At 74.5% G+C, this 2322-nt stretch carries 1 protein-coding gene and 1 pseudogene; one reads left to right on the top strand and one right to left on the bottom strand.

Annotated features, from left to right (window positions below; translation table 11 throughout):
• Positions 1-150: 150 nt before the first annotated feature.
• Positions 151-1071, bottom strand: a complete 921-nt coding sequence (locus tag ACIRPH_RS00010; RefSeq protein ID WP_402907295.1) for a ketopantoate reductase family protein — start codon at positions 1069-1071, stop codon at positions 151-153.
• Between the two features lie 240 nt (positions 1072-1311).
• Here ACIRPH_RS00010 and ACIRPH_RS00005 point away from each other — a divergent pair.
• A pseudogene (locus tag ACIRPH_RS00005) lies at positions 1312-2241 on the top strand (AMP-binding protein); the annotation flags it as partial.
• Positions 2242-2322 lie beyond the last annotated feature (81 nt).

Below are 2322 nucleotides of genomic sequence, written 5' to 3'. Positions count from 1 at the left end.
CTGTGCCCCCCCCCGGGGGGGGCGGGGCCGCGGGCCAGTTTTGGGGGGGGGGCGCGCCCCCCCCCCCCCCCCCCCCCCCGGCCCCCCGGCCCGGGGGCCCCCCGCGGGGGGGGGGGGGGGCCCCCCCCCCCCCCCCCCCCCCGACGGTGGTCAGGCGCGCCCGGCCGCGTACGCGCTCAAGGCGGTGTAGGCCAGCGAGAACAGCGGGGTGGGGACCCCCAGCTCGCGCCCCCGGGCGACCAGGTCCCCGACGATCTGGTCGGCCTCCACCGGGTTGCCCTGCGTCAGGTCCCAGTACATCGAGGTCGTGGTCGTCGCCGTCGTGTCCGCGATGATCGCGTCGGCCCGCTTCCGGGCGTCCCGGCCGGGCGGGTACCCGGCGGCCGTGGCCACCGCGATGGCCTCCGCGAACATCCCGGACGTGAACTCCTGGCCGCCGGGCGCGCTGTTGACCGCCCCGATCGGCGCGCGCATCAGGCACGTGCACGCGCCCAGGGTCGCCAGGAACACCCACTTGTCCCACAGCTCCTGGAGGGGGGCCCGGGAGAGGGTGGCCGAGTAGGAGCCCGCGTCCAGGGCGGCGTGCACGTCGGCCGGGGCCACCACGGGGCTGCCGGAGAGGGGCCCGTAGATCAGCCGGCCCATCCGGCCGACCTCGACGATCACGCCGTCCGCCTCCAGGCGGGTCATCACCATGGCCACGCCGCCGTACACCCGGTCGGCCCCGAACCGCTCCACCAGGGCGTCGATGTGCCGCATGCCGTTGAGGAACGGCAGGACCACGGTGTCCGGCCCCACCGCCGGCGCCGCGTCCGCGAGCGCGGCCTCGAACCCGTACGACTTCACCGCCAGGACCACCAGGTCGTAGCCGGCGCCCAGCCCGTCCGCGGTCACCGCGGACACGGGGACCTTGTCCACGCCGCCGTCCATACCGCGCAGGACCAGCCCCCTGTCCCGGAGGAGTTCGGCGCGCGCGGGCCGCACGAGGAAGTCGACGTCCCGGCCCGCCTGGACCAGCCGCGCGCCGAAGTAGCCGCCGACGGCCCCGGCACCCACGACAAGGATCTTCATGTTTCTCCCACCCGGTGTCTCGTGAACACCGCAAAACGTATGACCACGGGACGGCCGCGGGCAAGGGTGAAACGGTCGCCCCCCGGTCACGCGCAGTCGCGCCGCAGCGCTGGGGCGGGGCGTGTGTCGCGGTCCGACCCACGAGAACGCCCCCGAACGGTTGCCCCGGCCCCCGCAGCCCCGCAGGATGGGGCGTGCCGGAGGCCCCGGGGCCTCACCGACCGACGGAAGAGCAGGGGCATGAACGGTTCAACGACATCCAGCACCGTCGACGGGGTCCTCCGGCGCAGCGCGGCCCGCGCGCCCGAGGCCACCGCGCTGACCTTCGACGACCGCACCTGGACCTACGCCGACCTGGACGCGGCCGTCACGCGGGCCGCCGCCCGGCTCCTCGGCCTCGGCGCGGTCAAGGGGGACCGGGTCGCCGCCTACGGGCGCAACTCCGACGCCTACCTGATCGGCTTCCTGGCCTGCGCCCGGTCGGGGCTGGTCCACGTACCGATCAACTACGCGCTCCGGGGGGAGGAGCTCGCCTACCTCCTGAGGCAGTCGGGCAGCACGATCGCCCTGGTCGACCCGGCCCTGCGGTCGGCCGTCGACGACCTGCGCGCGGAGACCGGGGTCGAGCAGGTCCTGGAACTGCGCGACGGGCCGGGCTCCCTGCTCGCCGACTGCCTGGACGGGCCGGTGCCCGAGCTCGACGCGGAGGTGGGCGACACCGACCTGGTGCAGCTCCTCTACACCTCCGGCACCACCTCCCGCCCCAAGGGCGCCATGATGACCCACCGGGCGCTGGTCCACGAGTACCTGTCGTGCGTCGCCGGCCTGGACCTGCGGGCCGACGACGCGCCGCTGCACGCGATGCCGCTCTACCACAGCGCCCAGATGCACGTCTTCCTCATGCCGTGGCTGGCGGTGGGCGCGGCCAACACGCTGGTGGAGGCGCCCGACCCGGCGGACCTGCTGCGCCGGATCGAGGAGGGGCGGCACGGGGCGTTCTTCGCGGCGCCGACCCTGTGGGTGGCGATGGCCAACCACCCCTCGTTCGATGATCGCGACCTGTCCGGTCTGCGCAAGGCCTACTACGGGGCCTCCATCATGCCGGGGCCGGTGCTGGAGAGACTGAGGGGCGCCCTGCCCGACCTGGGGTTCTACAACTGTTTCGGGCAGTTACAGAAACCCGTCCAACTCGTCACGCTCGCTGCCTAGCTGATCCAGCAAAACCCCAGTAGAACCAGGGCTTTAGGCCAC

The organism is Nocardiopsis sp. NPDC101807 (genome assembly GCF_044766605.1).
GTDB lineage: Bacteria > Actinomycetota > Actinomycetes > Streptosporangiales > Streptosporangiaceae > Nocardiopsis > Nocardiopsis tropica.
The sequence above is the reverse complement of the archived record's forward strand: the minus strand, read 5'-3'. Positions and strand labels throughout refer to the sequence as shown.

Excerpts from the sequence above, each read along its gene's own strand:
- ACIRPH_RS00010 (WP_402907295.1), bottom strand. The coding sequence starts at position 1,071 with ATGAAGATCCTTGTCGTGGGTGCCGGGGCCGTCGGCGGCTACTTCGGC.